Origin of the sequence: Bradyrhizobium semiaridum, from assembly GCF_020329505.1 — a bacterium.
In the GTDB taxonomy this organism is placed as follows: Bacteria; Pseudomonadota; Alphaproteobacteria; order Rhizobiales; family Xanthobacteraceae; genus Bradyrhizobium; species Bradyrhizobium semiaridum.
This window is the reverse complement of the sequence record NZ_JAGKJJ010000002.1, coordinates 464,390-490,810: the sequence shown is the minus strand read 5'-3', so window position 1 is coordinate 490,810 and position 26,421 is coordinate 464,390. Positions and strand designations below refer to the sequence as shown.

The 26,421-nt window shown below is 66.0% G+C and carries 24 protein-coding genes and 1 pseudogene; 14 read left to right on the top strand and 11 right to left on the bottom strand.

Going from position 1 to position 26,421, the window contains the following annotated elements; translation table 11 throughout:
• Positions 1–108: 108 nt before the first annotated feature.
• From J6500_RS04605 to J6500_RS04580, 6 genes are all read left to right on the top strand, one after another.
• The gene (locus J6500_RS04605; RefSeq protein ID WP_225711478.1) at positions 109–1,041 is read left to right on the top strand and encodes a LysR family transcriptional regulator; all 933 of its coding nucleotides are present in this window, start codon (positions 109–111) and stop codon (positions 1,039–1,041) included.
• A 14-nt stretch (positions 1,042–1,055) separates the two neighbouring features.
• Entirely contained in the window at positions 1,056–2,306 is a 1,251-nt protein-coding gene (locus J6500_RS04600) for a Zn-dependent hydrolase (RefSeq protein ID WP_225711477.1), read from the top strand.
• A 46-nt stretch (positions 2,307–2,352) separates the two neighbouring features.
• Complete coding sequence (locus tag J6500_RS04595) at positions 2,353–3,264, top strand: NAD(P)-dependent oxidoreductase (protein WP_225711476.1); 912 nt, start codon at positions 2,353–2,355, stop codon at positions 3,262–3,264.
• A gap of 176 nt (positions 3,265–3,440) precedes the next feature.
• Complete coding sequence (locus J6500_RS04590) at positions 3,441–5,024, top strand: tyrosinase family protein (protein WP_225711475.1); 1,584 nt, start codon at positions 3,441–3,443, stop codon at positions 5,022–5,024.
• Positions 5,025–5,076: 52 nt separating this feature from the next.
• Positions 5,077–5,790 (top strand): copper chaperone, encoded by a 714-nt coding sequence (locus J6500_RS04585; RefSeq protein ID WP_225711474.1) that lies wholly within the window; start codon positions 5,077–5,079, stop codon positions 5,788–5,790.
• 64 nt (positions 5,791–5,854) lie between these two features.
• Positions 5,855–6,271: a hypothetical protein gene (locus tag J6500_RS04580; RefSeq protein ID WP_225711473.1), complete on the top strand. Its 417-nt coding sequence runs from the start codon at positions 5,855–5,857 to the stop codon at positions 6,269–6,271.
• A 163-nt stretch (positions 6,272–6,434) separates the two neighbouring features.
• Here J6500_RS04580 and J6500_RS04575 read toward each other — a convergent pair whose 3' ends face one another.
• Positions 6,435–7,514, bottom strand: a complete 1,080-nt coding sequence (locus tag J6500_RS04575; protein WP_225711472.1) for a tartrate dehydrogenase — start codon at positions 7,512–7,514, stop codon at positions 6,435–6,437.
• Between the two features lie 168 nt (positions 7,515–7,682).
• On the opposite strand from J6500_RS04575, the gene J6500_RS04570 reads away from it, so the two are divergent.
• Positions 7,683–8,459 (top strand): SDR family oxidoreductase, encoded by a 777-nt coding sequence (locus J6500_RS04570; protein WP_225711471.1) that lies wholly within the window; start codon positions 7,683–7,685, stop codon positions 8,457–8,459.
• A gap of 342 nt (positions 8,460–8,801) precedes the next feature.
• Positions 8,802–10,247, top strand: coding sequence for an amidase (locus J6500_RS04565; protein ID WP_225711470.1), 1,446 nt, complete (start codon positions 8,802–8,804; stop codon positions 10,245–10,247).
• Here J6500_RS04565 and J6500_RS04560 read toward each other — a convergent pair.
• A pseudogene (locus tag J6500_RS04560) lies at positions 10,190–10,708 on the bottom strand (TetR/AcrR family transcriptional regulator); the annotation flags it as partial. The gene J6500_RS04565 and the pseudogene J6500_RS04560 sit on opposite strands and share 58 nt — an antisense overlap.
• 178 nt (positions 10,709–10,886) lie before the next feature.
• On the opposite strand from J6500_RS04560, the gene J6500_RS04555 reads away from it, so the two are divergent.
• The 5 genes from J6500_RS04555 (at position 10,887) to J6500_RS04535 (ending at position 15,720) form a co-directional block, all read left to right on the top strand.
• Positions 10,887–11,093: a ferredoxin gene (locus tag J6500_RS04555; protein WP_225711469.1), complete on the top strand. Its 207-nt coding sequence runs from the start codon at positions 10,887–10,889 to the stop codon at positions 11,091–11,093.
• 52 nt (positions 11,094–11,145) lie between these two features.
• A complete protein-coding gene (locus tag J6500_RS04550; RefSeq protein WP_225711468.1) occupies positions 11,146–12,372 on the top strand; it encodes a cytochrome P450 in 1,227 nt (408 codons plus the stop codon).
• 87 nt (positions 12,373–12,459) lie between these two features.
• Positions 12,460–13,782, top strand: a complete 1,323-nt coding sequence (locus J6500_RS04545) for an MFS transporter (RefSeq protein ID WP_225711467.1) — start codon at positions 12,460–12,462, stop codon at positions 13,780–13,782.
• Positions 13,783–13,788: 6 nt separating this feature from the next.
• Complete coding sequence (locus J6500_RS04540) at positions 13,789–14,454, top strand: sulfite oxidase-like oxidoreductase (protein ID WP_225711466.1); 666 nt, start codon at positions 13,789–13,791, stop codon at positions 14,452–14,454.
• Positions 14,455–14,499: 45 nt separating this feature from the next.
• Entirely contained in the window at positions 14,500–15,720 is a 1,221-nt protein-coding gene (locus tag J6500_RS04535) for a bifunctional alpha/beta hydrolase/OsmC family protein (protein ID WP_225711465.1), read from the top strand.
• Between the two features lie 341 nt (positions 15,721–16,061).
• Here J6500_RS04535 and pdxR read toward each other — a convergent pair whose 3' ends face one another.
• Positions 16,062–17,519 carry a MocR-like pyridoxine biosynthesis transcription factor PdxR gene (gene pdxR / locus J6500_RS04530; RefSeq protein WP_446479906.1) on the bottom strand — a complete coding sequence of 486 codons (1,458 nt, stop codon included), beginning with the start codon at positions 17,517–17,519 and terminating at the stop codon, positions 16,062–16,064.
• Positions 17,520–17,611: 92 nt separating this feature from the next.
• Here pdxR and J6500_RS04525 point away from each other — a divergent pair, with 92 nt between their 5' ends.
• The gene (locus J6500_RS04525) at positions 17,612–18,511 is read left to right on the top strand and encodes a DMT family transporter (RefSeq protein ID WP_225711464.1); all 900 of its coding nucleotides are present in this window, start codon (positions 17,612–17,614) and stop codon (positions 18,509–18,511) included.
• 2 nt (positions 18,512–18,513) lie between these two features.
• Here the strand turns inward: J6500_RS04525 and J6500_RS04520 are convergent, their stop codons facing one another.
• From J6500_RS04520 to paaC, 8 genes are all read right to left on the bottom strand, one after another.
• Positions 18,514–19,569 (bottom strand): YeeE/YedE family protein, encoded by a 1,056-nt coding sequence (locus J6500_RS04520; protein WP_225711463.1) that lies wholly within the window; start codon positions 19,567–19,569, stop codon positions 18,514–18,516.
• 18 nt (positions 19,570–19,587) lie between these two features.
• Positions 19,588–20,454 carry a quinone oxidoreductase family protein gene (locus tag J6500_RS04515; protein WP_225711462.1) on the bottom strand — a complete coding sequence of 289 codons (867 nt, stop codon included), beginning with the start codon at positions 20,452–20,454 and terminating at the stop codon, positions 19,588–19,590.
• A 149-nt stretch (positions 20,455–20,603) separates the two neighbouring features.
• Positions 20,604–22,034 carry an indoleacetamide hydrolase gene (gene iaaH, locus J6500_RS04510; RefSeq protein ID WP_225711461.1) on the bottom strand — a complete coding sequence of 477 codons (1,431 nt, stop codon included), beginning with the start codon at positions 22,032–22,034 and terminating at the stop codon, positions 20,604–20,606.
• A gap of 33 nt (positions 22,035–22,067) precedes the next feature.
• Entirely contained in the window at positions 22,068–23,399 is a 1,332-nt protein-coding gene (gene paaK / locus J6500_RS04505; protein WP_225711510.1) for a phenylacetate--CoA ligase PaaK, read from the bottom strand.
• Between the two features lie 20 nt (positions 23,400–23,419).
• Positions 23,420–23,875: a hydroxyphenylacetyl-CoA thioesterase PaaI gene (paaI, locus tag J6500_RS04500; protein ID WP_225711460.1), complete on the bottom strand. Its 456-nt coding sequence runs from the start codon at positions 23,873–23,875 to the stop codon at positions 23,420–23,422.
• A 163-nt stretch (positions 23,876–24,038) separates the two neighbouring features.
• Positions 24,039–25,115 (bottom strand): 1,2-phenylacetyl-CoA epoxidase subunit PaaE, encoded by a 1,077-nt coding sequence (gene paaE / locus J6500_RS04495; RefSeq protein WP_225711509.1) that lies wholly within the window; start codon positions 25,113–25,115, stop codon positions 24,039–24,041.
• Between the two features lie 2 nt (positions 25,116–25,117).
• A complete protein-coding gene (gene paaD / locus J6500_RS04490; protein WP_225711459.1) occupies positions 25,118–25,621 on the bottom strand; it encodes a 1,2-phenylacetyl-CoA epoxidase subunit PaaD in 504 nt (167 codons plus the stop codon).
• The gene (gene paaC, locus J6500_RS04485; RefSeq protein ID WP_225711458.1) at positions 25,615–26,391 is read right to left on the bottom strand and encodes a 1,2-phenylacetyl-CoA epoxidase subunit PaaC; all 777 of its coding nucleotides are present in this window, start codon (positions 26,389–26,391) and stop codon (positions 25,615–25,617) included. The genes paaD and paaC overlap by 7 nt, the downstream gene beginning before the upstream one ends.
• Positions 26,392–26,421 lie beyond the last annotated feature (30 nt).

Genomic DNA, 26,421 nt, shown 5'->3' with positions numbered 1-26,421 from the left:
GCCCATAATCTCGACAAGGACAAACCAACACCACGCGTGATATAATGTCTAATCGTCCTTTCTAATCAAAATCGATAAATCAGATTTATCGATCGGAAAATGCTTCCAATGACGGACTTCCGTTCGATTGAAACGTTCCTGTGGGTCGTCAAGCTCGGCAGCTTCCGCGGCGCCGCGGCGCGGCTCAACACCACCCAGCCGGCGATCTCGCAGCGCATCGCCCAGCTCGAGCGCGAGATGGGTGTCAAGCTGCTCAACCGCGACCATCGCGTGGCGTCGCCCACGCCGAGCGGCCGGCTGATGATGACCTATGCCGAAAAACTGATCGGATTGCGCTCGGAGATGATGGCCGAGGTCGGCGACCGCTCGGCGATGCGCGGCGCGCTGCGGCTCGGCGTCGCGGAGACGATCGTGCACACCTGGCTGCCGCGTCTCGTGAAAAGCGTCAACGAAGTCTATCCGAATCTGTCGCTGGAGATCGAGGTCGACATCACGCCGAACCTGACCGCGCGGCTGCTGGCGCAGGAGATCGAGCTTGCCTTCGTGCTCGGCCCGGTCTCGGTTTCCGGTGCGCACAACCGCGTGCTCTGCGATTATCCGATCGGCTTTCTGGCCAGCCCCGCGCTCGGGCTTGGCGACGGCCCGGTGGCGCGGCAGGATCTGGCGCGGTTTCCGATCATCACCTTCCCGCGCAAGACCCAGCCTTACGAGACCGTGCGCGCGCTGTTCAATCAGCCTGACCTGCCGCCGATCCGGCTGCATGCCTCGACCTCGCTGGCGACCGTGATCCACATGGCCAATGAAGGGCTCGGCATCGCCGTGATCCCGTCGGCGATCGTCGAGAACGAGCTCGCCGACGGACGCCTGCAACTGCTCGACACCGACCTCAAGCTGCCGCCCCTCACCTTCACCGCAAGCTGGCTCGCCTCCCCCGACGCGGTCGCGATCGAGCGCGTCGCCAATCTCGCGCGCCAGATCGCGCAGGAGAGCGTGACGGTTGACGGCGCGACAGCGGCGCGTCATGAAAATGTGGTCGCGTAACGGGAAGAGCCGCAATGAGCCGAGCCGCCACCAACCTGCAGATCGATTCCGCCCGCCTCTGGGGCACCATCCACGAAACCGCGCAGTTCGGCGCGACACCCAAGGGCGGCGTGCGGCGGCTGACGCTGAGCGCCGAGGACAAGCAGGTGCGCGACTGGTTCCGCAAGGCTTGCGAAGAGGCCGGTCTCGAGGTGCAGGTCGATGCGCTCGGGTCGATGTTCGGCTTGCGCAAAGGGCGCGACATGTCGAAGCCGCCGATCGGCGTCGGCTCGCATCTCGACACCCAGCCGACCGGCGGCAAGTATGACGGCGTGCTCGGCACGCTTGCCGCGCTGGAGATGGTGCGGACCCTGAACGATGCCGGCATCGAGACCGAGCTGCCGATCTGCATCTGCAACTGGACCAACGAGGAAGGCTCGCGCTTCGCGCCGGCGATGATGGCCTCCGCCGCCTATGTCGGCGACTTCACCACCGACGACATCTTGTCGCGCAAGGACGCCGAGGGCGTCACGGTGGCGCAGGCGCTTGATACGATCGGCTATCGCGGCGACGCGCCGGTCGGCCGCCAGAAGTTCACCAGCTTCGTCGAGCTGCATATCGAGCAGGGGCCGATCCTGGAGGCCGAAGGCAAGACCATCGGCGTGGTCGACTCCGGCCAGGGCGTCTTGTGGTACGACGGCAAGATCATCGGCTTCGAGAGCCATGCCGGCTCGACCCCGATGCCGCTGCGGCGCGACGCGCTGGCCACGCTGTCGGAAATCGTGCTGGCGATGGAGAGCATCGCCAGGAAGCACGGCCCGAATGCGGTCGGCACCATCGGCGAGGCCGTGATCGCGGCGCCGTCGCGCAACGTGATTCCCGGCGAGATCGCCTTCACGGTGGATTGCCGCAGCGCCGACGCCGCCATCATGGATGCGCTCGACCGCGACCTGCGCGCGGCGTGCGCCGAGATCGCGGCGCGGCGCAAGGTCGAGGTTCAGCTCGAGCTGGTGTGGCGCAAGGCGCCAACGCATTTCGATCCAAAACTGGTCGATGCGGTCGAGAACGCGGCGACACAGCTCGGCTATTCGCACCGCCGCATCACCTCCGGCGCCGGCCATGACGCCTGCAATCTCAACACCGTGATGCCGGCGGCAATGGTGTTCGTGCCCTGCAAGGACGGCATCAGCCACAACGAGCTGGAGGATGCCACGCAGGCGGACTGCGCCGCCGGCGCCAACGTCCTGATGCACACGGTGCTGGCGCTCGCCGGCGTCGCATCCTGATCGTCTCCGCTCTTCGGATCATGCTCTCCCTTTAATGGAGGTTCTCGTGCGCGCTGTGTTCGTCGACGCCAATGAATCGCTTGCGGTCATCGCGGAGCGCCTGGAGAAGCCCGGCGATCCCACGATGCGGATCAACCGCAATCCGGACATCAAGCCCGAGGACTATCCGGCGGTGCTCGACGGCGCCGAGATCGCGGTGGTCGACCACACCGCCCTGCCGACCGCAATTGCAAAACAGTGCTCCGGACTGAAGCACGTCGTGTTTCTCGGCACCGGCGCGCGCAGCTACATGAACCCCGAGGAGCTCGCCGAGCTCGGCATCTCCGTGCACCTGATCAAGGGCTATGGCGACACCGCCGTGGCGGAATCCGCGATCGCGCTGATGTGGTCGTCGGCGCGGGTGATCGCGCAGATGGACCGCGAGATGCGCGCCGGCAACTGGCTGCGCGAGGACGGCATGCAGCTCACCGGCAAGACGCTCGGCCTGGTCGGCTTCGGCGGCATCGCTGCCGAGGTCGCGCGCATCGCGCTCGGCAGCGGCATGAAGGTGATCGCCTGGAACCGCTCGCCGAAGAGTTTTGCGGGCGTCGAGTTCGTCGACCTCGACGCCGTGCTGGGCAGGAGCGACGTGGTCTCGATCCATCTGCTGCTCAACGACGAGACCCGCGGCATGATCACGCGCGAGAAGATCGCGCAGATGAAGCCGGGCGTGATCCTCGTCAACACCGCGCGCGCGGCGATCGTCGACGAGCAGGCCATGATCGACGCGCTCAACTCCGGCCATATCCGCCACGCCGGCCTCGACGTCTTCAACGTCGAGCCGCTGCCGAAGGATCATCCGCTGACCAGGATCCCGAACGTGACGCTGTCGGCGCATTCCGCCTTCCGCACCCCCGAGGCGAGCGAAAATTTGATTCATGCCGCCTGGGAGCACTGCCGGCGGATCGTGAAGGGATAAGCTTCGCCTCCTCTCACCTCTGCGAAAGGTTCCAGGCATGGTGCGGCAACAGCGCGCGCCAAAGCCATTTACGCGCGCGCTCGTCTGTACTATCATTGATTGTGCGATGTCACATTAGTTTACTTTAAGTTTGATACCTTCATTTCGATAGCTGCGCTCATTTCGGGAGGCCTCCGATGGCTCGCGTGCGCAAGGACGTCTGGCAATTGCCGGCAGGTGACAAGACGCTGTTCTGGTACGGCGAAGCCATCAGGGAATTGCAGACCAGATCGATCACCGACATCACGAGCTGGTGGTCGCTTGCGGCGATGCATGGCATCGACCGGCAGCTCTGGATCGATCTCGGCTATCTCGACGCCAGCGTGACGCTGCCGTTCGATCCCGACGCCCTGGGGTTCTGGAATCAGTGCCAGCACGGCTCCTGGTATTTCCTGCCGTGGCACCGCGCCTATCTCGCGGCATTCGAAGCCATTTTGCTTGATGTGATCGTGAAGAAGGGCGGCCCGGCCGACTGGGCGCTGCCCTACTGGAACTACGATCCGACGAAGCCCGATACGCTGAAATTCCCCACCGCCTTCGCGCCGGAACTGCTCGACGACGGCAGCAAGAATCCGCTCTGGGTCAAGGAGCGCTACGGCCGCCGCGGCAACGGCGTGATCAGCATCCGCGCGTCCGACATTCCGGTCTCCCCGCTCTGGCAGGAGCCGGAATTCTTCAACGAGCCGCAGGACCTGCCGACCTCGTTCGGCGGCACCCGCACGGCCTTCAGTCACGGCGGCAGCGGCGCCGGGCTTCTGGAGCAGCGGCCACATGGTCCCGTCCACGTCCTGGTCGGCGGCACCAAGGAAGGCACCGACCCAGACATCGCCAAGAACAACGGGCTGATGGCGATGTTCGAAACCGCCGGCATCGATCCGATCTTCTGGCTGCATCATTCCAACATCGATCGGCTCTGGGAATCCTGGCTGACAGTGCGCCGGCATCCCTCCGACCCGGCGGATGCCTACAAGAATCCGACCGACACCGACTGGCTGAACGAGCCGGCAGGCCAGTTCGTGATGCCGCGCCCGGACGGCACGACGTTCACGACAACGGCCGCGAAAGTCTTGAATACCAAAGCACCCGAGCTCAATTATGAGTACCAGGACATTTCGGTCCCCGGTCAGCAGCAGGTTCTTGCGGCGCGCCTCGGCAGACTGGGCGTCGCACCGACGGACGCGAACAATCTCGCGGGAGCGATGACCATGGCCGCGCAGAAGAGCACTGAACTCGTCGGCGAAAGCAGCGCCGCGATCCGGCTGGCCGCCACGCCCACCGACGCACGCGTCCAGCTCGACAGCGCCGCCACTGGCAAGCTTTCGGCAAAGCTGTCCTCCATAAGGTCATTGGCTCCGGCCAGCGCGGCGCCGGCACCGGATCGCGTCTATTTGGTGCTGGAGAACGTCACCAGCACCACCGACGCCGGAATGTTCGACGTCTATGTGAACCTTCCGAAGGACGCCAACCCGGCGCAGCATCCGGAAAACCATGCCGGCGTGCTGTCGCTGTTCGGCGCGCGGGCGGCAAGCCAGGCCGGCGGCCCGCATGCCGGCGCCGGGCTGACGCAGACGCTCGACATCACCGATATCGTCGATGCCATGCATCTCAGCGGCCAACTGAATGCGCAGGCGGTCGACGTCAAGTTCGTTCCGCAGACGCCGATCTCGGCGGGCAGCAAGATCGACGTCGGCCGCCTGAGAGTCTACCGCCAGAGCCGGTGACGCCATGTCGCCGCATGTGCCGTTGCCCACGCCGCTCCGACAGGCGTCACCGGTGCTGCTATTTGCCAGCCTGTGCTGCTGGCTGCTGCTCGCCGCCGGCAGCGAAGGATTGCCGTCAGTTGCACTCTGCTCGCCGTCGCCGACCCTCGTGACCGCCGGCGCCGCGTTCTCGACGATCTATGGCCTCAGTGCGACCGCGATGCTGGCAGCCCTGTTCTGGATCCTGATGGTCGCAGCGATGACTGCGCCGCAGCTGGCGCAGCCGATCTCGCAATTGCGGCTGCGCAGTCTGGTGCAGCGGCGTGGCCGTTCGGCCGGCCTGTTCGCGGCGGCCTATCTCCTGGTCTGGATCGCGGTCGGCCCGATCCTGCTGGCCGTGCCGAACGCCATGACGGTGCTGGCCCAAGCCACGGCGCTGCCGGCATTCGTGATCGCGGTCGCGATCGCGGTGCTGTGGCAGGCGGCGCCGCTGCGCCAGGGCATGCTCAACCGCTGCCATCGCGTGCCGAACCTCTCCGCCTTCGGAGCTGCCGCCGATCGCGACTGCATCCGGTTCGGGCTGACGCACGGCCTGTTGTGCACGGCGATCTGCGCGCCGGCGATGCTGCTGCCGCTGACGGCGCCGGCATTCCATCTCCCCCTGATGTTCGCGCTGTCCGTTGCCTTGCAGCTTGAGCGCCTCGCGCCGCCGCGGCCACCGCGGTGGACGTGGCGCATCCTGCCCGGCCAGGCGGTCGTGCCGGTGCTGTTCAGGTGGATCAGATGACGCCGGCAACGCAATGCCCGCTCAGGTAGTGAATTCGCAACGACCGTGAACAGAGGAGATCGCGATGACCGATATCAGCGGCAAGTGGACCTATCGCAGCTTTCACAACGATCCCGCCCCGGTCGGCGACGACGCCGAGAAGGCGCTGCGGCTGATCTTCGCCGAGGCCGAGTTCACATTCGAGATATCGGGGACGGAGCTCAGCGGCATGATCGATTGGGGCAGCGGCGGGCTCGCATTGAAGGGCACCATCCAGCTCGCCACCGCAACGACGCCGCTCGCGGTCCAGATCGTCGGCACCGGCCGGACCAATCTCGGAACCGAAGGCTGGGAATACGACTACAACGCCCAGCTCGCGCATCAGTGGCCCAACGGCATCAACCAGGTGCCGGCGCTGGTCGGATCGGTCATCCGCGCCAAGCCGCACGGCTCCGCACCCGCAGGCTATGTCGCCTCGTTCATCGCGGTGAAGCAGCCGTGATGCGTTGGGATGGCCTCTTCCCTTCTCCCCTTGTGGAGAAGGTGGCTCGGATCGATGCGAGCCGGATGAGGGGTCTGCATCCGCGGAGAGAAACCCCTCACCCGGCTTCGATGCTTCCCGCATCGAAGCCACCCTCTCCCACAAGTGGAGAGGGTAAGACGGATCAATCCACCATTTCCGCGACGGCCTTGCCGCACGCCGTCGTGTCGGCGTTGCCGCCGAGGTCGCGGGTGCGCAGCGTGCGTTCGCCGAGCGTACGCTCGATCGCGCCGACGATGGCGTCCGCAGCCTGCTTCTCGCCGAGATGCTCGAGCATCATCGCGCCGGACCAGATCATGCCGATCGGATTGGCGATGCCCTGGCCGGCGATATCGGGCGCCGAGCCGTGCACCGGCTCGAACACGCTCGGGAAGTTGCCTTCCGGATTGATGTTGCCCGATGGCGCGATGCCGATCGTGCCGGTGCAGGCCGGGCCGAGATCGGAGAGGATGTCGCCGAACAGGTTGGAGCCGACCACGACGTCGAACCAGTCCGGATGCAGCACGAAATTCGCAGTCAGGATGTCGATGTGGTACTTGTCCCACTTCACGCCGGGATACTTCTTCGCCATCGCCTCGACGCGCTCGTCCCAATAGGGCATGGTGATGGAGATGCCGTTCGACTTGGTCGCCGAGGTCAGATGCTTCTTCGGCCGCGACTGCGCGAGGTCGAAGGCGAATTTCAGGATGCGGTCGACGCCGATGCGCGTCATCACCGTCTGCTGCGTCACGAACTCGCGGTCGGTGTCCGGGAACATGCGGCCGCCGACCGAGGAATACTCGCCCTCGGTGTTCTCGCGCACCACCCAGAAATCGATGTCGCCGGGCTTGCGGTTCGCCAGCGGCGACGGCACGCCGGGCATCAGCCGCACCGGCCGCAGATTGACGTACTGGTCGAACTCGCGACGGAACTTGATCAGCGAGCCCCACAGCGAGATGTGATCCGGAATCTTCGCCGGCCAGCCGACCGCGCCGAAATAGATCGCGTCGTGCTTGCCGATCTGTGCCTTCCAGTCCTCCGGCATCATCTCGCCGTGCTTCTCGTAGTAGTCGTAGGAGGCGAAGTCGAAATGATCGAACTGCACGGACACGCCGTGCTTCCTGGCCGCCGCCTCGATCACCCGCAGCCCTTCCGGCATCACTTCCTTGCCGATGCCGTCGCCGGGAATGACCGCAATCCGATACTGCTTCTTCGCGCTAACCATCGAGAACACCCTTGTGATTTGCCCGGCCGGCCAAGCCGCCTATCCTGATCGCCCTGCAATGGACCAAACTTCGCGCCGGCGCAACGCTGCAGTGCAGTGTTGACCGCAGCGCGACCCTGCCCCACCAAATTCGCCGATATCCGCTCCTCATACCAAGCGAGACATCCCATGGATCTGCATCTGCGCGGCAAGCGTGTCCTGATTACCGGCGCCTCCAAGGGCATTGGCGCGGCCGCCGCCGAGGCCTTTGCCGAGGAAGGCGCCCACCTGCTGCTCGCCGCGCGCAACGGCGAACAGCTCAAGGCGCTCGCCGAACGGCTGCGTTCCGCACACCAGGTCGATGCCGCGACCAGCGTGGTCGATCTGCGCAAATCCGACGATCTCGCCCGGCTGGCGAAGGAGGCCGCCGACATCGACATCCTCGTCAACAACGCCGGCGACATCCCCGGCGGCTCGATCGACAAGATCGACGAGGCGACCTGGCGCCATGCCTGGGAGCTGAAGGTGTTCGGCTATATCAACCTGACCCGGCAGATCTACGCCCAGATGAAGGCGCGCGGCGGCGGCGTGATCGTCAACGACATCGGCGCGGCCGGCGAGAAGTTCGACGCCAATTACATCTGCGGCAGCGCCGGCAATGCGGCGCTGATGGCCTTCACCCGCGCGCTCGGCGGCAAGAGCCTCGCCGACAACATCCGCGTCGTCGGCATCAATCCCGGCCCGGTCGGCACCGACCGCCACGTCACGCTGCTGAAGACCCGCGCCAAGCATCAGTTCGGCGACGAGAACCGCTACAAGGAATTCCAGAAGAGCCTGCCGCTCGGCCGCCCCGCCCATGCACGCGAGATCGGCGACCTGATGGCATTCCTGGCGTCGGACCGCGCCGGGTATACGTCGGGCGTGATCTACACGGTGGACGGCGGCATCAGCGCGGGGTGGGGTTAGGTCCCCACTCTCTCCCCGGCATTGCGAGCCGAGCGCAGCAATCCATCCCACCGCGCATGCGGGAAGATGGATTGCTTCCCTTCGCTCGCAATGACGGACGGGATGTATTTTCGCCTGAGCTTCGTAGCCCGGATGAAGCGCAGCGAAATCCGGGGTTCGCCTCACCACGTGCAAGAATCCCGGATTGCGCTTCGCTTCATCCGGGCTACGATTCGCAGCTTCAGACGCTCGTCCTTTCAAACGACTGCCTGATCAGCGTCTCTCTCGGTTTTCGTCGCATTGCCACGACGGCGGAAAATGTTCTACAGCACTTGCAAGCAAAACCAACAGGAGCAACGGCGCATGGCTGATCAAGGCTTGGTACGGGAAACGGCATGCGCCGTCGTCGACAAATTGAAGGCCGGCGACGTCACGCCGCTTGACCTGCTCGATGTGCTGGAAAAGCGCATTGCGGAAGTCGACGGCAAGGTCAATGCCCTGCCCACGCTTTGCTTCGACCGCGCCCGCAGCCATGCCAAGGCCCTGATGCAAAAGCCGGCTGCCGAGCGCGGCCTGCTCGCCGGCCTGCCGGTGCCGATCAAGGATCTCACCAATGTCGCCGGCGTGCTGACGACGCAAGGCTCGCCGATCTACAAGGACAACGTCCCCGCGAAGTCAGACATCCTGGTCGAGCGCCTCGAAGAAAATGGCGGCGTGATCTACGCCAAGTCGAACACGCCGGAATTCGGCGCCGGCGCCAACACCTTCAACGAGGTGTTCGGCTTCACCCGCAATCCCTGGGATACGTCGCGCTCGGCTGCCGGCTCCTCCGGCGGCGCGGCAGTGGCGCTGGCGACCGGCACGGCCTGGCTGGCGCATGGTTCCGACATGGGCGGCAGTTTGCGCAATCCGGCGAGCTTCTGCGGCATCGTCGGCCTGCGGCCCAGCATCGGCCGCGTTGCGCATACGGTCTCCGCCGCGGTCGATCGCAATCTCGGCGTCCAGGGCCCGATGGCGCGCAATGTCGAGGATCTCGCGCTGCTGCTCGACGCGATGAGCGGCGAGCATCCCGGCGATCCGCTGTCGCTGCCTTCGCCCGCGACGTCGTTCCTGTCGGCCGCGCGCTCGGGCAGCAAGCCGAAGCGGATCGCCTATTCGCCCGATCTCGGCATCACGCCTGTCGATCCCGAGGTCAAGGTGGTGACCCGCAAGGCGGCCGAGCGCTTTGCCGAGCTAGGCGCGATCGTCCAGGAAGCGCATCCTGACCTGCGCGAGGCCCATGAATGCTTCCATGTGCTGCGCGCCTTCGATTTCGCGATCAGCAAGGCCCAGCTGCTGCGCACCAAGCGCAACTTGCTGAAGCCCGAGGTGATCTGGAATATCGAGGAAGGCCTCAAGCTCACGGTCGAGCAGCTCGAGCGCGCCGAGGCACAGCGCGTAGCGCTGGCCGCGCGCACGCTCGAATTCTTCGACACATACGATCTGCTGCTGGCGCCGGCGACGATCGTGCCGCCGTTCCCGGTCGAGAACCGCTACGTCGCCGAATGCGACGGCAAAAAGTTCGACTCGATCCGAGGCCGCCGAGATAGAGCCTCACTCTCCACCGCGTCATTGCGGTCAGTCGCGAGACGAGCGACTTACGCCTGCTCTCCCGCCGCCTTCAGCGCGATGGTGAGTGCCTGCTTGGTCTGCTCGACGATCTCGTCCAGCAGCTCCTCGCGGCTGATCTTGGCGCTCTCGCCGGTGAGCAGGCCCTGCTCGGCGAGCATCACGATGCCATGCAGCCCGGCCCAGATCTTCAGCGCCTGACGCTCGCGCAACAGCCCGACCGCCGGCGCCTCGAACGATTCGATCAGCAGCGCCAGCGTGTCCATCGCCGCGGTGTGCAATTCGCTCCCCTCCGGCGCGCAGGCCATGGTTCGCGAGGCGAACATCAGCCGGTAGATGCCGTGGCGCTGCAGGCCGAACGCCAGCGCGGCCTGGGCGAAGCGCGACAGCTTCGAACCCTCCTCCGACGCCTCGATCGCCTCGCGCATGATGACGTTGAACTGCCGGAACGCCTCCGCCGTCACCGCCTGCAGCAGCGCGTCGCGGTCGGCGAAATGCCGGTATGGCGCTGGTTGCGAGACGCCGAGCTGCTTGGCCAGCGCCTTGATGCTGATCGCTTCGGGCCCGCCGAGCTCGACCTCGCGCAGGGCAGCCTGGATCAGCGCCTCGCGCAGGTCGCCATGGTGGTAGGTCTTGAACGGCTTACGAACGATTTGTCCCATTGCAGTTTGACATCACTGAATTTTCGCTTGACGCGCAAGCCCGACGATAATGTAATATACTATAACTTGGCGATCCGGTTAAGGAGCCGCCCGTCCAAGCAAGGTAAACTTGCAAAGGGAAAAAAAGAGGAAACCCGGCGCGCCCCGTTGCGCGCGAGCCCTGAGGGAGAGTGCTTGCATGTCCAAGCTCAGAATCCGCGTCGACCAGGACAAATGCCAGGGTCACGCCCGCTGCAAATCACTCGCCCCCGAACTGTTCGAGCTCGACGAGTACGGCAACGCCCATGAAGCCGGCGACGGCGTGGTGCCTGAGGGCCTCGAGGACAAGGCGTGGCTCGCGCAGACCAACTGCCCGGAAATCGCGATCGAGGTCACCGAGGAGTAGCGCCAGCCGTGCCGCCGGCCCGCATTTGATCGAACGAGAAGGAAACGCGCTGATGTCCGATTCCCCGTCCGCAAGCTATCTGCCCGAACATCCCCCGGTCACCGACTGGGTCAACGATTTCGACCACACCGATCCGGCCTGGACCGAAGATCCGTTCCCGATCTGGGAGATGCTGCGTACGGCCTCGCCGGTGGTGCACACCGAGCGCTTTCTCGGCTGCTACATGCCGACCACCTACCAGGCGGTGAAGGAGATCGCTTACGACACCGAGCACTTCTCCTCGCGCAGGGTGATCGTGCGCGACGTCCGTCCCGAGATCACCGCGCGTGCGCCGCCGATCACGTCGGATCCGCCGGAGCACAAGCCCGCCAAGCAGGTGCTGCTGCCGCCGTTCACGCCGGACGCGATGAAGCGGCTGGAGCCGCGGGTGCGCGCGATCTGCAACGAGCTGATCGACGCGTTCATCAAGGATGGCGGCTGCGACGCCGCCGCGCGCTACACCAAGCACGTCCCGGTGCGCGCGATCGCGCACATGCTCGGGATTCCTGAGAAGGACGGCGACCTCTTCATCAAGTGGATCCACCAGATCCTCGAGCTCGGCATCAAGGACGACAACGAGCTAATGAGCGGCGTGCGCGAGATGACCGGCTACTTCATGGCCCATCTCGAGCAGCGCAAGCTCGAGCCGGGCGACGATCTGATCTCGCAGCTGATGCGCGCGAAGGGGCCGGACGGCCAGCCGCTCTCCGACGAGCACGTGCTCGGCTCGCTGCGGCTGCTCCTGATCGCCGGCATCGACACCACCTGGAGCGCGATCGGCTCCTCGCTCTGGCACCTCGCAAAGACACCCGCCGACCGCGAGCGGCTGGTCGCCGAGCCCGAACTGATGCCGACCGCGATCGAGGAGTTCCTGCGCGCCTATTCGCCGGTGACGATGGCGCGCGAGGTGATGAAGGACACCACGATCTCCGGCTGCCCGGTGAAGTCGGGCAACATGGTGCTGCTGTCGTTTCCGGCGGCGAACCGCGACCCCGCGATGTTCCCCGATGCCGACAAGGTGGTGATCGACCGCAAGGAGAACCGCCACGCCGCCTTCGGCCTCGGCATCCACCGTTGCGTCGGTTCCAATCTGGCGCGGATGGAGATGACGGTGGCGATCGAGGAATGGCTGAAGCGGATCCCGGATTTCCGCCTCGATCCGGCCGGCAAGGTGACCTGGTCCGAAGGCACGGTGCGCGGTCCGCGTCAACTGCCGGTTCTGTTTGGCAAGGGTTCCTGAGCCGGGCGGAAGAGCAGTTACATCGCACCACACAAATGAGGTAGCTTGCCCCGGAATCGAACCGACGAGTCCGGGAGCAAAGGCTATATGACCGATCAAACCGCTCAGCCCGCGAGCGATCATCTCGACATCCACGACGTCGAGCGGCGCGTGAAGGCGATCTTCATCGGGTCGGTCGGCAATCTCGTCGAGTGGTATGATTTCTACGCCTATACGGCGTTTGCGCTGTATTTCGCGCCGGCATTCTTTCCGCACAGCGACCCGGTGGTGCAGCAGCTCAACGCCGCAGTGCTGTTCGCGGCGACGTTCCTGATGCGCCCGCTCGGCGGCTGGCTGTTCGGCTTCATCGCCGACCGCTACGGCCGCCGGCTGTCGCTGACGCTGTCGGTGGTCTGCATGTGCTTCGGCTCGCTGATCATCGCGGTGACGCCGACCTACGAGACCATCGGCATTGCCGCTCCGGCGATCCTGGCGCTGGCCCGCATCATCGAGGGCCTCAGCTTAGGGGGCGAATATGGCGCCAGCGCCACCTATCTCAGCGAGGTCGCCGATCCCAAGCATCGCGGCTTTTACTCCAGCTTCCAATACGTCACCCTGATCGGCGGCCAACTCACCGCGATCATCGTGCTGCTGTTGCTGCAGAAGGTGTTCTTGACGCCCGAGGAGCTGAAAGCCTGGGGCTGGCGAATTCCGTTCGTGATCGGCGCGCTGCTCGCGATCGTCGCGGCGGTCATGCGGCGCGGCCTGCACGAGACCGAGGCCTTTGTCGAAGCCAAGAAGGTGTCAAAACCGACCGGCTCGATCATCGGCCTGTTGAACTATCCGCGCGAACTGCTGCTGGTGGTCGGCCTCACCGCCGGCGGCACCGCGGCGTTCTACACCTTCACCACCTACATGCAGACCTTCGTGAAGCTGTCGGTCGGCCTGACCGAGGACCAGACCACCTTCGTGATCTTCGGCTCGCTGATCTTCGCGACCATCCTGCAGCCGATCTATGGCGGACTGTCCGACCGGATCGGCCGCAAGCCGCTGCTGATCTTCTTCGGCATCGTCGGCACGCTCGCGACGGTCCCGATCCTGACCGCCCTGAAGGAGACCAAGTCGCCGTTCACGGCGTTCCTCCTGATCTGCGGCGCCTGGATCTTCGTTGCCGGCTACACCTCGATCAACGCGATCGTGAAGGCCGAGCTGTTTCCGACCAATGTCCGCGCGCTCGGCGTCGGCCTACCCTATGCGATCACGGTGTCGATCTTCGGCGGCACCGCGCCCGCGGTCGCGCTCGCCTTCAAGAGCGCCGGCAACGAGCAATACTTCTACTACTATCTCAGCGGCATGATCTTTCTGTCGCTGCTGATCTATGCGACCATGCGCGACACCAAGCATGAATCCGCGATGCATCGCCACGAGTGACGGCCGATGACCGACGACAGTATGCCGCCCGACGACAGCAAGCTGACGCGCAGCAAGCAACGCTGGGCGCGCGAGGGCAAGTTCCTCACCGGCAAGATCACCCGGCCCGAAGAACAGCGCTTGCCGCCGGGCCAGCACCTGACGCGGGACTGGCCGGTGCTCGACCTCGGGATGCTGCCCAATGTCTCCGAGCAGCGCTGGCGGCTCGATGTCCATGGCGCGGTCGAGCATCCGATCTTCTGGACCTTTGCCGAGTTCAAGGCGCAGCCGCAGACCCAGTTCGTCTCCGACATTCACTGCGTCACCACCTGGTCGCGTTACGACAACCAGTGGGAGGGGCTCGCGACGCGCGACCTGCTCGCCGCCTGCCAGCCGCGCGACGAGGCGCGCTTCGTCGTGCTGCATTCCTATGACGGCTATACGACAAACCTGCCGCTCGAGGATTTCGCCGCCGAGGACGCGCTGCTCGCCCACAGCTGGTCGTGCAAGCCGCTCGAGCACGAGCATGGCGGCCCGGTGCGGCTGGTGGTGCCGCATCTGTATTTCTGGAAGAGCGCCAAATGGCTGCAGCGCATCGAATTCGTGAGTGAGGATGTGCCGGGGTTCTGGGAGGTGCGCGGCTATCACAATCGCGGTGATCCCTGGGCCGAACAGCGCTATTCTGGCGACTGACCTTGTTCACCTCTGCCTATGAGTGCAGACCTCCGGAGCCAGACGATGCCGCACGAGCGCTTTCAATTCACCGGTGTGGGCGGCCATCAGCTCGCCGCCGCGCTCGATACGCCCGACGGGCCGATCAAGGCCTACGCGCTGTTCGCGCACTGCTTCACCTGCGGCAAGGACGTGCTGGCGGCAAAGCGCATCGCGGTCGCGCTGGCGGCCAAGGGCATCGCCACCTTGCGATTCGACTTCACCGGCCTCGGCTCCAGCGAGGGCGATTTCGCCAATTCGACCTTCTCCTCGAACGTCGCCGATCTCGTCCGGGCCGCCGATCATCTGCGTGAGACCCGGCAGGCGCCGACGATCCTGATCGGCCACAGCCTCGGCGGCGCCGCGATCCTCGCGGCCGCCGGGCAGATTCCCGAGGCGAAAGCGGTCGCGACCATCGCGGCGCCCTCCGACCCCGGCCATGTCACGCATTTCTTCAAGGACCAGATCGAGGACATCCGCGCGCAGGGTGAAGGCGCGGTGTCGCTTGCCGGCCGTCCCTTCCGCATCAAGCGCGAATTCCTCGACGACGTCGCCGAGCAGAACCTGATGGCGAAGGTGAAGAGCCTGCGCAAGGCGCTGCTGATCATGCACTCGCCGACCGACGACACCGTCGGCATCGACAATGCCACCAACATCTTCATCGCGGCCAGGCATCCCAAGAGCTTCGTCTCGCTGGCGGGCGCCGACCATCTCCTGAGCGGCAAGCAGGACGCCGCCTATGTCGCCGGCGTGATCGGCGCCTGGGCCGAACGCTACATCGCGCTTGCACCGCAGCCGGCGCCCGACACCGGCAGTGCGCCGCGCAGCGTCGTGGTGCAGGAGACCCGCGCCAGCAAGTTCCAGCAGACGGTCACGACCGGCCCGCACCGGCTGCTGGCCGACGAGCCCGCCGCTGTCGGCGGCCAGGATAGCGGCCCCGGGCCCTACGACTTCGTCCTTGCCGGGCTCGGCGCCTGCACCTCGATGACGATGCGCATGTATGCCGACCGCAAGTCGCTGCCGCTCGATCGCGTCACCGTCACGCTGACGCACAGTAAGATCTACGCCAGGGATTGCGAGGAGTGCGAGACGCGCGAGGGCATGCTCGACCAGATCGACCGCGTCATCCGGATCGATGGCGAGCTCGACGCCGACCAGCGCAAGCGGCTGATGGAGATCGCCGACAAGTGCCCGGTGCACAAGACACTGACGTCCGAGATCCGGATCGTCACCAAGGCCGCGGAGTAATGCAGGCGAAGGTGGAAGCAGTCCATGGAGCCGCATAGGCGGAGCGATGGATTGTTTCGTCGCTTTCGCTCTTCGCAATGACGGCAGCGCAAAGCATGATGAGATTAGGTTGCGTTGGAGCGGCAGCGGAGGGTTCACCTCTCCCTTGGGAGAGGTCGGCGCGCAGCGCCGGGTGAGGGGTTACGGTCTCACGTTGGAGCTGCAGCCCCTCACCCGATTTGCTGGCGCAAATCGATCTCTCCCCGTCGGGGAGAGGTGGAGCGAACCCGCGGTCCAACCGATTCAACACAATTTCATCCTGCTCTAGGCGAGCCTCTCGGACTGAGGGACAAGTCAAGGTATCACCCTCGCGCCGCGCGCTTCCCCGTCAGGCAGTTCGCCATGGTGCGCACTGCGGCGCCGATCTCGTTCTCGCGCCAGGCGGCAAAACCGAGCAGCAGGCCGAAGTCGCGCGGACGGTCCAGCGCGAGGCTCGACAGCGCGCGCACCGCGACGCCGGCAGCGGCGAGCCGCGCCGCGATATCCTTGTCGGCGCCGCCGCCATTCTTCAAACGCGCTACCAGTTGCATCCCGCCGGGCGGCACCTCGGCCGTCAGCACCTCGCCGAGCTGCCGCGCCAGCACCGCGGCGAGATGGTCGCGGCGCCACCGGTAGATCCGCCGCATGCGCCGGACATGCGCCAGGAAATGCCCGTCGGCCATGAAATCAGCCAGCGCCTCCTGGACATGGACCGATGCGATCAGCCCGAGATGCCGCTGCGCGATTTCCATCGTCGGCGCCAGCTGCGGCGGCACCACCAGATAGCCGATGCGGATGTCCGCGGTCGTGGCCTTTGCAAACGTGCCGATATAGAGCACGCGTCCCTCGCGATCGAGCCCCTGCAGCGCCGGCATCGGCCGGCTGTCATAGTGAAACTCGCCGTCGTAATCGTCCTCGACGATCCAGGTCTTGCCCGGCTCGGCGGCCGCCAACAGCTCGGTGCGGCGCGCGACCGGCATCAGCCGGCCGGTCGGATGCTGGTGCGACGGCGTCGCGAAGATCAGTTTTGGCGTCCGGTTCCCGGCCGTATGCGTCATGCCCCATCGGTCCAGCCTGATGCCGACGATTTCGGCCCCGGCTGCGCGGAACGCCGCGGCCGCGCCGGGATATCCGGGATCCTCGGTCCAGACTGCATCACCCGGCACCACGGCCGTGGCGGCGATCAGGGTCAGCGCCGCCTGCGCGGTCGGCACGATCAGGATCTGATCGGCCTCCGCGTGCACGCCCCTGTTGACCTTGAGATAATCGCGCAATGCCGCGCGCAGGCTCGGCCGGTTGATCACGGTCTGTTCGTTGAAGCGACGGCGCAGCGCAGCGCGGCGCAGGCAGCGCGCCCAGATCTGGTGTGGAAACTCACGCACGTCGGCAAGTCCCGGACGAAGCGGCCGGAAGTCGGCCTGATATGACAGCGGCCAGTCGGAGCCGGCGAGCCCCAGGGCCCAGGGCGACAACAGCGGCTTGCGCCCGCCGTCGCGTCTCGGCGCCGGCGCAGGCCTGACGAACCGCTCCTCGATATTGTCGGTCACCACCGGCCGCCGCCGCGCGGCGACGCGCAGATAACCTTCCGCCGCGAGCTGCTCATAGGCATGCGTGACCGTGTTGCGCGCCACACCAAGCTCGGCGGCGAGCTGGCGGCTCGATGGCAGCACGGCGCCGCTCCTGATCCGGCCGTCCGCGATCAGCGCGCGGAGCTGTTGGGTCATTTGCGCGACCAGGCCCGCGGAATTCGAGCGCTTCAGCACGAGCAGTTCGGCGAGGATCAATCTGGCTCACTTGTTCTGTAATATCTGGCCCTTTGGAGAGAGCCAGCGCGATCCTATTCATAAGCGATGCCGCCCGCAAGGAAGCTGCCGTGAATCACTCATTGTCGCCGGCCAGGGCCGCCGCCCTCTTCATCGTCGTGGTGCTGGCCTGGGGCATCAACTGGTCGGTGACGAAGTCACTGGTGCAGGCGGTGCCGCCGCTGTGGACGGCGTCGATCCGCAGCTGGGTTGCGCTGGTTGCCCTGCTGGTGATCCTGCGCGTCAGCGGCAATTTGATTATTCCGCGCCTAGCCGATGTCCCCGTCGTGCTCAGCGTGGCGCTGCTGCATATGACGTTCTTCTCGACGCTGGTCGCCGCCGGCCTGCGCTATCTGCCGGCCAGCAAGGGCATCGTGCTCGGCTACACCACGCCGCTATGGGTCGCGCTCGCCGCCGGCGCGGCGCGGACCGAACGGCTCGGCACGCTGAAGCTGGTCGGCGTGGCGTCAGGGATCGCCGGCCTCTGCGTGATCCTCAACCCGGCGTCGCTGGACTGGAGCAATCTGCACGTCATCGCCGGCGCCGGCATGATCATCCTCGCGGCGATCTGCTGGGCCGCCAACATCATCTATATCCGCTCGCACCGCTGGATCGCGACACCGCTGCAACTCTTGCTGTGGCAGGTGCTGGTCGCAACCCTGGTGCTGACGACGATGGCACTGGCCACCGAAGGCGTGCCCGACGTGACGTGGTCGCCGCACCTCGCGCTGCTGTTCCTCTATTCCGGCTTCATCGGCACCGCGCTGGCCTATTGGGCGATGTCGATGGTCAACAAGAGCCTGCCGGCGCTGACGACCTCGCTCGGCACGACGGGGACTCCGATCGTCGGCATTCTCTGCGCGGCGCTGCTGCTCGGGGAGCCGATCGACCTCTCGCTGGCAATTGCCGCGGCGCTGATCGTCGGCGGGATCGCGCTGAGTTCGCTCGCGGATGCACCGTCGGGGGCGTGATTTCAGGCCGACGCCAGCGGCCTGACGCGCAAGGCGCCGCGCAGGCCGGCGCCGGTGCCGAGCACGATGCCGGCGATTGCGATAAAGGACGACAGCGACAGCGTCGACAATCCCGTCAGCCCCTGCCCGACCGAGCAGCCGAACGCCATTACGCCGCCCGCGCCCATCAGCGCAGCGCCGCCGGCCGAGCGCAGCATGTGCTGCGGCGACCTGTAGCCTTCGAGCTGGAAACGTCCGGTGGCCAGCGCCGTGACCAGGCTGCCGGCGAACACGCCGAACACGGTGACGATGCCGAAATTGAGCGTCGAGCCGGTCGACAGCATCACATATTGCAGCGCGTCGGCGATCGGCGCGATGAAGGTCAGCGAGGTCACCGGCACCGGATTGAAATCATCGGCGCCGAGATAGCCGGTCGCGTACCAGCCCGCCGCCACCAGCAGGCCGACGATCAGGCCGGCCGCGACCTGTCCAGGCGATTTCCGAAATGGCGCGTGGGCGAACGCGAAGATAATCAGGACCGCCGCGAGCAGCGACGCCGCAATCATCCGTGCGGGCACCGCACCGAGGCCGGCATTCGCCAGCAGGGCCGGCAGCGAATTGGCGCCGAGCGTCGCCTGCGAGGCCTGCGCCATCGCGATCCGCCCCGGCGCGATCAGGCCCTTCAGCGTCATCTCGGCAAAGATGCCGAGCACGATCACGACCACGAAGGAGCGCAGATTGCCGCGGCCGAGCAGCACCAGCGCCCGCGAGCCGCAGCCGTTCGACAGCACCATGCCGTAGCCGAACAGCAGTCCGCCGAGGAACATCACCGGCGCGGAGAATGACGGCTGCAGATAGATCGACTTGGAGAGATCAACGAGGCCAGCAGCCGCGAGCAGCTGCGAGGCCGCGATCGCAACGCCCATCGCGAGCGCATAGGTGCGCACAAGCCGACGGTCGCCCTCGGCCCACCAGCCGCGCAGACTGCTCATCATGCAGAAGCCGCTGAGCAGGCCGATCGCGCCGTAGATCAGGCCGATGATCAGGGCTGCGAGGGTGACAATAGTAAGGGAGTCCATAGCTATCTATCTATCCCGTCATTGCGAGGAGCAACGCGACGAAGCAATCCATTGCCTCCGCATGCGGGCAACGTGCTGTCCCCGATAGAACTCGAAGATGTTGAACTGCACGATGCGGTCGACCGCCGCGATCAGGATCTGGCGGCCGCGCAGCGCCAGCGATTTGTGCGCGGCGTCGAAATAGGGATCGCCGACCGTGTTGTAGACGATGTCGGCGCCCTTGCCGCCGGTCAGCTCGCGCACCCGCGCCGCGACATCGGTGGCAGAGGCATCGATCATCTCGACCGGCGAATTGCTGTGGCCCTCGTACGGCTCGCGCTTGCGCGCGACGCCAATCACGCGCGCCCCGTGCCAGCTCGCGATCTGCGCCGTGGCCTGGCCCACCTTGCCGTTGACGCCCGTCACCAGCACGGTCTCGCTGGGCTTCGGCAGCCCGGCCCGGCGCAGGCCTTCCATCGCGGTGACGAAGGGCACGCCGATCCCGGCGGCTTCCTCCCAGGAGATGCTGGCCGGCTTCTCCACCACGGCCTCGCGCTCGACCACGAGGTGCGAGGCATGGGTGCCGTCGCGCCGGATGCCGAGATCACCGGACGAACCGAACACCTCGCGTCCAACCCAGCCCGCAGGGCCGTCGATCACGACCCCTGCGTAGTCACGGCCGGAGGTGCGCGGGAACACGGCATAGGGCATCAAGCCGGTCGCCGCCTTCACGTCCGACGGATTGACGGCGGCGGCCTTGACCTCGATCAACAGGTCGCTCGCGCCGCGCGCCAGCACATGCGTCTCGATCACGGGCGCGACCGCCGCGACATTCTCGGCCTTCGCCAACAGGCGCACGCAACGCGCTTCGGCTTGATGGCGATCTGTTGGCTGAGCCGGCGGCATGAGCATTCCAGTGTTGGTGGTTTCGTCGCGACGCGAAGCCGCCGCGGATCGTGCCGCAAGCGGGCCGAGGCCATGACTAATCGACTGACCGCTCAATTCAAGGGGCTTGTTGCGGCGCTTGTCGATGGAACGCCGACCGCCGGATGGACTCAGAGCTTCGGCGGCGGCGCCGTGCCCAGCATCGCCTCGATCGACAGGCCGAGCCCGAGCAGCCTGGCGTCGCTGCCGACGGGACCGTCGATCTCGAGCCCGACCGGCAGGCCAGCAGGCGTCATGCCGGCATAGAGTGACAGGCCGGGAAGCCCGGCATTGCTGCCGGGATCGGTGTTGCGGATCATGGTGCCGAAGGTCGGCACCGGCTCGCCACCATTGACCGACATCTCGCCGGAGCCGTTGATCTCGTCGATCGCGGGTGCCGGCGCGATCGTGGTCGGAAACAGGATCGCATCCAGCTTGTTGTCCCTGAGATAGGCGGCATAGATCGCCTGCAGGGCCGGCCGCTGCACCCGGATCGCATCGTCATAGGCACCGCCGAATGCATCCGCGGTGATGGCGCCGAACGCGCCGACGACATCGGGGCTGGCGACGCCGGCCGCGATATCGGCGAGCGTGATCCCTTCGATCCCGGACGCCGCAAGATAGGCCGGAATATCGGCGATCGGCTCATGCAGCGCGACCACGAACGACACCTTGCCGTTCTGCTCGAACAGGTCGGGCATATCGACATCGACCAGCACCGCCCCTGCCGCGGCAAGCTTCGCGCATGCCGCGCGGGCCACCGCCTCGACATCGCGGTCGAGCCCGCTCCACAAGCTGGCGGGAATACCGAGGCGCACGCCGCGCAACGGAATGGCTGTGGCGAGCGGCGTGCCGGTGATCACGGCATCGAGCAGCGCGACATCCGCGACCGTGCGGCCCATCGGGCCGATGGTGTCGCGGGTATGACTGATCGGAACCACCTGATTATCGTCGTGATAGCGCCGCTCGGCGCCGCCATTGCCGACGGATGGCCGCAGGCCAACGGTGCCGGTCAGCGCCGCCGGCACGCGGGTCGAACCACCGGTGTCGGATCCGAGCCCACAGGTGACGATGCGCGCCGCGACCGCGGCCGAAGTCCCGCCGGACGAGCCGCCGGGAATCCGGCTGGTGTTGTAGGGATTGCGCACCGGCCCGGCGAACGGCGCGAGGTTGGTGCTGGTGATGCCAAAGGCGAGCTCGTGCAGATTGGTCTTGCCGATGACAACGGCGCCGGCATCGAGCAGCTTTTGCAGCGACGGCGCATTGCGCGCGGGCCGCGCATGTTGCAGCGCCGGCGTGCCGCCCGATGTCGGGAGCTCTGACGTGTTGATGTTGTCCTTGACGACGATCGGCAGGCCGGCGAGTGCGCCGGTCCGCGTGCCGGCATCGACCGCGCGCGCCGCTGCCAGCGCGCCGTCGCGATCGATGAGGATGAATGCGTTGAGGTGCTTCAGCCGTTCGGCGCGATCGAGCGCGGCCTCGACGACGCTGACCGCCGTCACCTTCCTGTCGCGGATCGCGGCGACGATCTCCGCGGCGGTCGTCTCACTGCTGTCAGCCATTGAAGCCTGCGCCCTCTTGATGCGGGCGAAAGGCTATTCTTTCGGCCGCTTGTCGTAAACCCGTTTCGCCTTGCCGAGAGAGCGTTCCAGCGTCTCCGGCGCGACGACGCGGATGCGGGTCGAGACACCAATGGTGTTCTTGATGAAGGTGGCGACCTTCTCGGCGTGCGCGACCAGCCCGCTGCCGTCCCAGCTCTCGGGACGGGCTTCGGCGAGCACGGTCATCTCGTCCATGCGGCCCTCACGCGTGAGTTCGATGATGAAATGGCCGCCGCACCAGTCGGTCGCCAGCAAGGCTTCCTCGATCTGGGTCGGGAACACGTTGACGCCGCGCAGGATGATCATGTCGTCGGAGCGGCCGGTGACCTTCTCCATCCGCCGCATGCCGGGCCGGGCCGTGCCCGGCAGCAGCCGCGTCAGATCGCGGGTGCGATAGCGGATGATCGGAAAGCCTTCCTTGGTCAGCGAGGTGAACACCAGCTCGCCCTTCTCGCCATCCGGCAGCCCTTGTCCGGTCTGCGGATCGATCACCTCGGGATAGAAGTGGTCCTCCCAGATGTGCAGGCCGTCCTTGGTCTCCACGCACTCTTGGGCGACGCCGGGGCCGATCACCTCCGAGAGGCCGTAGATGTCGGTGGCGTCCATGTCGAATGCCTGCTCGATCTCGGCGCGCATCGCGTTGGTCCAGGGCTCGGCGCCGAAGATGCCGAACTTCAGCGACGATTTGCGGGGATCGAGCCCCTGCCGCTTGAACTCGTCGAGGATTGCCAGCATGTAGCTCGGCGTCACCGTGATGATGTCGGGCTTGAAGTCGTTGATCAGCTGCACCTGCCGCTCGGTCATGCCGCCGGAGATCGGGATGACCGTGCAGCCGAGCCGCTCAGCGCCGTAATGCGCGCCGAGACCGCCGGTGAACAGGCCGTAGCCATAGGCGTTATGCATCAGCATGCCGGTGCGGCCGCCGGCGGCGCGGATCGAGCGCGCCATCACGTCCGCCCAGGTGTCGATATCGGCCTTGGTGTAGCCGACGACGATCGGCTTGCCGGTCGTACCCGATGAAGCGTGGACCCGCACCAGTTGTTCGCGCGGCACGGCGAACATGTTGAAGGGATAGTTGTCGCGCAGGTCGGTCTTCACCGTGAAGGGGAATTTGGAGAGGTCGGAGAGCTGCTTGAAATCGGATGGGTGCACGCCGGCAGCGTCAAACCTCTTCTTGTAATGTGCGACATTGTCGTAGGCGTGCTTGAGCGACCAGGCGAGCCGCTTCGTCTGCAACGCCATGATCTCGTCGCGCGAGGCGCGCTCGGCGGCGTCGAGATCGGCGCGATAGCCACTGTCCTTGACCTTCAGCTTTGCCGTTGCCATCACATTCCCCTCGAAATCGCTCATGCCTTGATATCGATGTCGGGCAGCCAGCTGCCTGCAATCACGCGCGAATGGCCGCGGAATTCGGCGATCACGGCCTCGCCGGCGGTGACGCGCACGTCGTAGATCCCCGAGCGGCCGCTGCGCGAGATCTCGCGCGCGCTCGCGACCAGCCGATCGCCGAGCTTGCCCGGCCGGATGAAGGTGATGTTGCCCTGCGCCGCCACCGCGCGCTCATTGTGGCTGTTGCAGGCAAAGGCGAACGCGGAATCCGCCAGCGTGAAGATATAGCCGCCATGGCAGATGCGCTGGCCGTTGACCATGTGCGGCTGCACGATCATCGCCATCACCGCTTGCCCCGGCCTGATCTCGACCAGCTCCATGCCGAGGCCCTTGCTGGCGTCGTCCTCTTTCCACATCGCATCCGCGCAGGCGCGGGCGACGTCCTCGGGCGATAACGTGGCCTTCACGTTCACATCGAACTCCCTGTCAGTGGGCCCGTTGCGACGGGCCTCGTTCTAAGCATCTTGAGCGCCACACCAAAGGTGTCAACGCTCCCTTCGTCATTCCGGGAATTCATACTCACGCTGATGGTTATGGATTCCGGGCTCATCGCTTCGCGATGCTCCGGAATGACAACTAGACATGATCGTAATCGACCACGACCTTCTCGGAGCACGGCTTGGCCTGACAGGTGAGGATGAACCCCGCCTTCAGCTCCCACGGCTCCAGCGAATAGTTCAGGTCCATCGGCGCCTTTCCCTCGACCAGCTTGGCGCGGCAAGTCGAGCACATGCCGCCCTTGCAGGCGAATGGCAGATCCATGCCGGCACGCAGCGCGGCGTCGAGGATCGACTCGCCGTCGGCAACCGGCACCTCGCGGCGCTTGCCGTCGATGATCAGGCCTGCCACCGCCTTCGGCGGCGCGCCGGCGGGAATGACGACCTTCGGCCGCGGCTTGCCGCCGAATTCCGAGACGAAGCGCTCGACATGGATCCGCTCGTCGGCGATGCCGATCTCGCGGCAGGTCGCCTCGATGGTCTCGCTCATCCCGGCCGGGCCGCAGACGAAGACATGGTCGACGGTCTCGGCCGGCACCAGCGAGCGCAGCAGCACTCGCACCTTGTCGCCGTCGAGCCGGCCGTGCAGGATCGGGATGTCCTGCTCCTCGCCCGAGATCACATGGAAGATCGAGAGCCGCTGCATGAAGCGGTCCTTCAGTTCTTCCAGCGCCTCACGGAACATCATGCCTTCAGTCGAGCGGTTGCCGTAGAACAGGAAGAAGCGGCTGTCCGGCTCGCGCGCCAGCACGCCCTTGATGATCGAGAGGATCGGCGTGATGCCGCTGCCGGCCGCGAAGCCGACATAGGTCCGCGCCTCGCCCGGCGCATGCGCGACGCCGAAGCGGCCGGTCGGCGTCATCACGTCGAGCTCGTCGCCAGCCTTCAAGTCCTCCGCGGCCCAGCTCGAGAAGGCGCCGCCGTCGACCTTCTTCACCGCGATGCGCAGCTCGCCGTCGTCGGGGCCGGAGCAGATCGAATAGGAACGGCGGACCTCCTCGCCGTTCAAGGTGGTACGCAGCGTCAGGTACTGGCCTGGCGTGAAGCTGTAGTCGGCTTGCAGATCGGCGGGGATCGCGAAGGTCATGGAGATCGCGTCCGACGCCTCGCGGCGCAGATCGTTGACGGCCAGACGGTGAAAGCGCGGGGTCGACATGGTCAATGACACTTGAAGTAATCGAAAGGTTCACGGCAGCTCTTGCAGCGCCACAGCGCCTTGCAGGAGGTCGAGCCGAATTCGGACAGCAGCTCGGTCTCGAAGGAGCCGCATTGCGGACACGCGACCTGCTGCTCACCGAACAGCGCGCGGCGCGAGGAGCCCGGCAGCGGCGGCGCGATGCCGTATTCCCGGAGCTTGCGGCGGCCGTCCTCGCTCATCCAGTCGGTGGTCCAGGCCGGCGACAGCACGGTGCGGACTGTTGGACCGTGAATGCCCTCCCGCTCCAGCGCCAGTTCGATCTCGAGCGCGATCATGTTCATCGCCGGACAGCCGGAATAGGTCGGCGTGATCGCGACCTCGACATGGCCGTCGCGGACTTCGACATCCCGGAGCACGCCGAGATCGGCGATGGTCAGCACCGGAATCTCGGGATCGACAACCTGTGCGGCCGCGCTCCAGGCGCGCCTGCGAAGATCGGCGTCGCTGAGCACGGCGATCACCACGTCGCCCCCGGGAAAGTGCGTTGCAGCGACTGCAATTCGCTGAGGAGATGGCCGAGATGCTCGCTGTGGCTGCCGCTGCGGCCGCCCTTTTGCATCCAGTTGTTGGACGGCAGCGACAGCGTCGCCTCGTTGATCACGCCTGAAACCGTCTTCAGCCAGCGCGGCTGCAATGCCGCGGGGTCGATCGCAATGCTGGCATCGATCAGGCCGCGCTCGCTGTCGTCGACCGCGAACATCTCGCCGGTATAGGCCCAGAGATGGTCGACCGCGTCCTGCGCGCGGCGGTGGCTCTCCTCGGTACCGTCGCCGAGGCGGACGATCCATTCCGAGGAATGCCGCAAATGATAGGCGCTCTCCTTCTCCGACTTCGCCGCGATCGCGGCCAGCGTCGGATCCGTTGAGGCCATCATCGCGCGCCAGTACAGATCGGCGAACGCCGCGTAGAAGAATTGCCGCACCATGGTGCGGGCGAAATCGCCGTTCGGCTGCTCGACCAGCAGCAGATTGCGATACTGGCGGACGTCGCGCAGATAGGCGAACTTGTCCTCGTCGTTGTCCTTGCCCTCGACCTTGGCCGCGTAGCTGTAGAGCTCGCGCGCCTGCCCGAGCAGATCAAGGCCCATATTGGCGAGCGCCATGTCTTCCTCCAGCGCGGGCGCATGGCCGCACCATTCGGACAAGCGATGGCCGAGGATCAGCGCATCGTCGGCGCGGCGCAGCGCGTACAGCACCAGCGGCGTTTCGGAGACTTCGATGTTGGCGGCTGCCATTTGATCAACTCGCTGTTGTCGTCATTGCGA